Genomic DNA, 5,174 nt, shown 5'->3' on the forward strand with positions numbered 1-5,174 from the left:
GGCACAGTAGCCCCTGAGCCTGTGTCCATGCTTCTCGTTGGTATTGGTTTAGCCGGACTTCCCTTAGTACGACGTTTCAGAGGTTTTAGAGAAAAACTCTCTTGACAGAGAGAGTGACACACCCCTTCAACCCCCGCTCCAACAGGGCGGGGAAAAGGGCCAAATGAGCATGAAAATCATTAGATACCTATTTTTAACAATCTGCCTCATCACAGGGATGATTGCCTTGCAGTATCAGCCATCCCTTGCAGAGGACTATTTTGTTGGCAGCCAGGATGTCCTGAGGATTACTGTCTATGATCATCCTGACCTCACAACTATAGTCCGCGTTAGCGAAGGGGGTAAGATCACCTTCCCCTTTATAGGAGAGCTGGAGGTAAAGAATCTGAGTGTCCAGCAGATCGAAAATGGGATCGCAAAAATACTATCCGCAGGATATATCAAAAACCCCCAGGTCACGGTCTTCATCGAACAGTACAGAGGACAAAAGGTGACTATTATGGGTGAGGTAGCAAAACCAGGTCAATATGAAATGACAGGGAGCATGTACCTCATTGACGCGATCTCAATGGCCCTCGGCCTGACGAAAGAGGCTGGAGACACGATAACAGTATTGAGAAAGAACCAGACAGATGCCGATCGTACAGACCAGCAGAAGCTTTCCATTGATGTGGAGAGATTATTCAAAGACGGGGATCTGGCACAGAACATACAACTTCGAGATAAGGACGTAATCTATATCCCAAGGATTAGTTTCTTTTACATCTATGGTGAAGTGAGCCGTCCTGGACTCTACAGGATAGAAAATAACCTTACAGTGAAAAGGGCGATAGCTATAGCAGGCGGTTTCACACAAAAGGCGTCAAAGAACAAGATAGAAGTGACAAGGCGCCAGGACGGGAAGGATGTCATTATAAGAGGGACAATCAATGATACGGTAAATAGAGATGACGTGCTCATGATAAAGGAGAGTATATTCTGATATGAAACAGGAGATTTACAGATGAACTTTAATCAGTACTGGGAGATAATCAAGGAGAGGAAATTAATCGTCATTATAGCCTTTTTAACGACGGTGATCACAACAGCAATAGGATCAACGCTCATCCCTCCAAAGTATGAAGCAACGGCGACGCTGGTCATAGACTATGACAGCAGTAATCCGATGAACCTCTCTCTCCAGCCGGTCATCCCCCAATCTGTGGATTATATAAATACCCAGATCGAGATTATAAAGAGCAGGAATATCGCTGTCAGGGTTATAGACTACCTGAAGCTTGACCGGCACCCTGATATTATTGACGCCTTTAATAGTGCAAAAAAGGCTGGGCCTGATATAAAGGTCTGGCTCGCCGATTCCTACCTGTCGAATGCCCTGAAGGTCGAACCCGCACGGGACACGCGGTTCCTGTATATTAAATATTATTCTTCAGACCCTGCCTTCTCTGCGGCAGTGGCTAACGCCTACGCAAAGGTCTATGGAGACTATAACCTTGAGCTCAAGGTAATGCCTTTCAAGGAGGCAGAGAAGTGGTTCTCAAATAAGATAGATGCCGTGAAAGGAAGGGCTGATCAGGCCAGCGAGCATATCCTCGAATATCAGAAGAAGAAAGAGATCGTCTCACAGGGGGGGAGATTCTACGACGATTCAGTCCAGAGTCTTGACCAGATAAACAGGGAACTGGTATCGGCAAAGACACGTCTCTATGAGACAAAGGTCGCCCTTAGCAGGATAAAAGACAGCAAAGGAGCCTTCGAGACCCTGCCGGAGGTTATAGGCAATGCCTTTATCCAGAACCTCAAGACAGAGAAGATCAGACTTGAGGCAAGCCGCTCCGAGCTCTCAGGAAAGCTCGGGACAAAACATCCCCAGTATGTAAGGATCCAGTCTGAGCTCGATACGATTAATTCAAAACTCAAGGCGGAACTAAAGAATATCACCGATGCAATCAAGCAAGACTTCACCTCTGCAACTGAAAGGGTCAAAAACCTGGAGAAGGCCCTGGCTGGACAGAAGGGCGAGGTATTGAATCAAAATATATCGAGATTCGAGATGGACTCACTGAACCGTGAGGCAGAATCATACAAACAGGCATACGATGCCGTCCTTAAAAAATTCAATGAGACAGCCCTCCAGAGTGACATCAACAGGACAAACGTCTTTCTTGTAGACGCTGCAGTGGCCCCTACTGAAAGATACAGCCCGAACATTGGTTTGAACATGTTCCTCTCAGTACTGGTCGGTCTATTTCTGTCCGTAGGGCTTGCCTTCTTCTTCGATTACATAGACAACACCATAAAGACGGCTGAAGTGATTGAGAAGGAATTCGGCACACCTGTGTTAGGAACAATTACAGCAATCGGTGAGGTATAAGATGGAATATGCAAATATAGCAAAGCTCGATATAGATACCCAGAGGGTAAATAAGATCGGGAATATCCTGATGAACTCCGGGAAGATCAACCAGGAGGATATGGGACGGATACTGGAACTTCAGGAGGTGCAAGGGATCCTCTTCGGGGATGCCGCGGTCAGTCTGGGGATCCTGAGTCAGGAAGACGTGGCATGGGCATTAGCCTCGCAGTTTTCATACCCCTACATCAAGGAAGGGGAAAATACATTCTCCAGGGAGGTGATCACAATTTATCATCCATATAGTCCACAGGTCGAGACATTCCGTTCTATAAGGAGCGGGCTGCTCCTTCAGGGGGCAGGCCAGCAGCTAAAGACAATAGCTGTAGTAAGTCCGGATCCGGGAGATGGCAGGACCCTGATAGCCTCCAATCTCGCCACTGTCTTCGCACAGCTCGGCTCCAAAACCCTCCTGCTGGACCTGAATTTCAGGGGACCGAGGGTGCACGAACTCTTTAATGTTAAAAACAACTGCGGGATGAGCAGCCTGATCATCAAGAGGGCCACAATCAAACAGGCTGTTTATCCAACACCTGTTTCTGATTTATTTATCCTTCCGTCAGGACCGATGCCGCCCAATCCCGTGGAGCTTCTCGGGTGGCCGGAAACGAGAGAGCTTATGGCCTCTCTGAAACAGAGCTATGACATCATTATTATAGATACCCCATCATATAATAATGGATCCGATGCCCTGCTGATCGGCGGGCTGTCTGATTGTGCAATCCTCCTGGCCTTGAAGGGCAAGACTACAAGAGAGTCATTCGGTGTGGTAAAAAAACATCTCGATAGTTCCGGGGTAAAGGTCATCGGCTCCGTGATGAACGAGACATATATGAGGAGGAAAAAGAAATGATCCTTTCAATTTTCATTGTGCTTATAGCATGGCTGTTCGCCCTGTTGAACGCGACTCATATTATGAACAGTATAGACCCTGTAGATTCACTGCTGCTGGCCATTGCCGCAACCATATTTGCACTCAGATACAACATCAGGTATAAAAACAGGAGAGACAAGAAGAAGTCTCTATCCCTCGCATCACTGTACATTCCAAAGAATTAGCACTCACGATGCAAACAACTGCGAATCTCAACATCCGGGATATATATTCTCTCAAGTCTGTCACGTATCTTCTACTGACAATACTCTATATTCCCACATTCTATAAACTCTCTACCGGCGGTTGGAAACTCGCCGACTACACCCAGGGACCGCTGATCCTCATCGCATTCCTCTGGCTCATCTGGACAAAAAGGGCTGCCTTTTCCCTCCCTTCAACAAACCGTATTCAGCCCTTCTCCTTCTGTCTCCTGACTATAGGATTACTCCTCTACGCATTTGGGGCAGTACAGAAGCTCCTTATCCTTGAAATCTTCTCCCTCATCCTTGTATTGATAGGGACAACCGGGTTTCTTCTGGGTAAGGATGCTACAAAGAAGATACTATTCCCCGCCCTCTTCCTGATTTTCCTTGTCCCGCCGCCACTTTTTGTCATTGACATGATGACATCACCGCTAAAACGAATGGTCGCAAAGGCAACGGAAATCATCCTGAGCAGTGCAGGATATCTTATCAGCAGGAACGGCGTAATACTCTTCGTGGGTGATTATAATATAGTTGTCGGAGATGCCTGCAGCGGCCTGCGGTCGCTCATATCGCTCATGTCAGTGGGCGCTATTTATGTTTATCTGACAAATAGCTCAGCCCTGAAGCGGGGACTGCTATTTTCCTCCATCATCCCTATAGCGATATTTGCAAATATCATCAGGCTGCTGCTACTGGCGCTCATTACCTATCATTTCGGCGAGGCCGCGGGCCAGGGGTTTTTCCACAACTTCTCAGGCATCCTCGTCTTCGTCATGTCTCTGATAGGCCTGTTTTTACTAGACCTGCTAATAAACAGGAAACTTCCCCTCCCCTTCAAGGGGAAAGGGACAGGCCTGCCCTGAGCTTTGCGAAGGGGTGGGGATGGGTCAATAAGGGCATCTTCGTATGAAAACCATAAAATTCCTAATCGTAATAACCCTATTTATCTCCACAACCGCCTTCTCTCAACTATATAAAGTAGAGAGAATTAATCCAATGAAAGGCCCCGATCTCTCTGCCATACCCACCAGTATCTCTGAGTGGCACCTGGTAGACGAGCAGAAAGAAACATCAGCTTTTGAATCCAGGTTTCTTAATGACGTCCTTTACAGAACCTATGCACGGCCTGATGGCAAGACCATCTCCCTCGCAGTTGCCTATGGAGGTGATCAACGGCAATATTTCAGCATCCATGCACCTGAGGGATGCTATATATCAGCAGGCTATGATGTCACATCGTTCGGTGTGATCAAGATCAACAATCCGGATCTTGAATTAAAGGAGATGCTGGTACAGGGGCCGCGTAACAGGACAGAGTCTGTTCAATACTGGATTGTATTGAACGGCAAAGTCGTTACCAACCACTTTGAACGGAAACTAAAACAATTTTATTACAGCGTCTTCGGTGCAGAATCAGACGGGATACTCGTGAGGGTCTCTTCCTTTTCTTCAGACAGGGAATTCCAGCAGGACTATCTGATTCAGAGGAGATTTATCACTGCCCTGTACGAACAATTAAACCCGGAGCTAAGGAGGGTCCTATTTGGGAACGAAGCACCTAAACAGCCTTAAACTTTCCTTAAATCCCCCCTTTAATAAAGGGGGGCTGGGGGGATTTTCCCCTGGTAAAATGAACCACATGAAGATCATAACCTGGTTCAGCATTATCGTCGCTGCA

Annotated in this window: 7 protein-coding genes; all 7 read left to right on the forward strand. The window is 47.0% G+C overall.

Annotation, left to right across the window (positions count from 1 at the left end):
* Positions 1-105, forward strand: a 105-nt coding sequence (locus tag IT392_06895) for a PEP-CTERM sorting domain-containing protein (protein ID MCC6544215.1), incomplete at its 5' end; no start/stop codon positions are given.
* A 64-nt stretch (positions 106-169) separates the two neighbouring features.
* A complete protein-coding gene (locus IT392_06900) occupies positions 170-982 on the forward strand; it encodes an SLBB domain-containing protein (GenBank protein MCC6544216.1) in 813 nt (270 codons plus the stop codon).
* A gap of 21 nt (positions 983-1,003) precedes the next feature.
* Positions 1,004-2,374 carry a hypothetical protein gene (locus tag IT392_06905; protein MCC6544217.1) on the forward strand — a complete coding sequence of 457 codons (1,371 nt, stop codon included), beginning with the start codon at positions 1,004-1,006 and terminating at the stop codon, positions 2,372-2,374.
* 1 nt (position 2,375) lies between these two features.
* A complete protein-coding gene (locus IT392_06910; protein MCC6544218.1) occupies positions 2,376-3,266 on the forward strand; it encodes a polysaccharide biosynthesis tyrosine autokinase in 891 nt (296 codons plus the stop codon).
* Complete coding sequence (locus IT392_06915; protein ID MCC6544219.1) at positions 3,263-3,472, forward strand: hypothetical protein; 210 nt, start codon at positions 3,263-3,265, stop codon at positions 3,470-3,472. Before IT392_06910 ends, IT392_06915 begins: the two co-directional genes overlap by 4 nt.
* 8 nt (positions 3,473-3,480) lie before the next feature.
* Positions 3,481-4,359: an exosortase gene (xrt, locus tag IT392_06920; GenBank protein ID MCC6544220.1), complete on the forward strand. Its 879-nt coding sequence runs from the start codon at positions 3,481-3,483 to the stop codon at positions 4,357-4,359.
* Between the two features lie 43 nt (positions 4,360-4,402).
* Positions 4,403-5,068: an EpsI family protein gene (epsI, locus tag IT392_06925; GenBank protein ID MCC6544221.1), complete on the forward strand. Its 666-nt coding sequence runs from the start codon at positions 4,403-4,405 to the stop codon at positions 5,066-5,068.
* Positions 5,069-5,174 lie beyond the last annotated feature (106 nt).

This window comes from Nitrospirota bacterium, from assembly GCA_020846775.1.
Classification (GTDB): Bacteria; Nitrospirota; 9FT-COMBO-42-15; order HDB-SIOI813; family HDB-SIOI813; genus RBG-16-43-11.

Excerpts from the sequence above, each read along its gene's own strand:
- IT392_06900 (MCC6544216.1), top strand. The coding sequence starts at position 170 with ATGAAAATCATTAGATACCTATTTTTAACAATCTGCCTCATCACAGGG.
- IT392_06910 (MCC6544218.1), top strand. The coding sequence starts at position 2,376 with ATGGAATATGCAAATATAGCAAAGCTCGATATAGATACCCAGAGGGTA.
- epsI (MCC6544221.1), top strand. The coding sequence starts at position 4,403 with ATGAAAACCATAAAATTCCTAATCGTAATAACCCTATTTATCTCCACA.
- IT392_06905 (MCC6544217.1), top strand. The coding sequence starts at position 1,004 with ATGAACTTTAATCAGTACTGGGAGATAATCAAGGAGAGGAAATTAATC.
- IT392_06915 (MCC6544219.1), top strand. The coding sequence starts at position 3,263 with ATGATCCTTTCAATTTTCATTGTGCTTATAGCATGGCTGTTCGCCCTG.
- xrt (MCC6544220.1), top strand. The coding sequence starts at position 3,481 with ATGCAAACAACTGCGAATCTCAACATCCGGGATATATATTCTCTCAAG.